Consider the following 452-nt stretch of genomic DNA (forward strand, 5'->3'; position numbering starts at 1 on the left):
GTGAATGGTCTGTGGATTGAACAAGGACAGTGTTATGAAATGGTTTGTAGCTTTTTTGCTCGTTCTCACAAGTTGTTTTTCGGTTAGCTTGTATGCCAATGACGCCGTTTTACAACAAGCTTATCAATCGCAGCAAAGTGATTTACAGGTTCAAGGATTTGGACAGGTAGCGAAAGTGCTGCCTGATGACAATGATGGTTCGAGGCATCAAAAATTCATCTTAAAGCTCAATAGCGGACAAACATTGCTGGTTGCTCATAACATCGACTTAGCACCGAGAATTCCGAACTTGAAAGTTGGTGATAGTGTTGAGTTTTATGGTGAATACGAATGGAACAAAAAGGGTGGGGTTCTTCACTGGACTCATAAAGATCCTCAAAATCGTCATGCTCATGGTTGGTTGAAACACAATGGGCAGGTGTACGAGTAAATTCACCTAACAAACGCCTCAA

At 41.6% G+C, this 452-nt stretch carries 1 protein-coding gene; it reads left to right on the forward strand.

The features are described 5' to 3' along the window. Positions 1-34: 34 nt before the first annotated feature. Positions 35-430 carry a DUF3465 domain-containing protein gene (locus GOU96_RS18320; RefSeq protein ID WP_065818837.1) on the forward strand — a complete coding sequence of 132 codons (396 nt, stop codon included), beginning with the start codon at positions 35-37 and terminating at the stop codon, positions 428-430. Positions 431-452: the final 22 nt, after the last annotated feature.

It is taken from the genome of Vibrio sp. R-1, assembly GCF_035615595.1.
GTDB lineage: Bacteria > Pseudomonadota > Gammaproteobacteria > Enterobacterales > Vibrionaceae > Vibrio > Vibrio cholerae.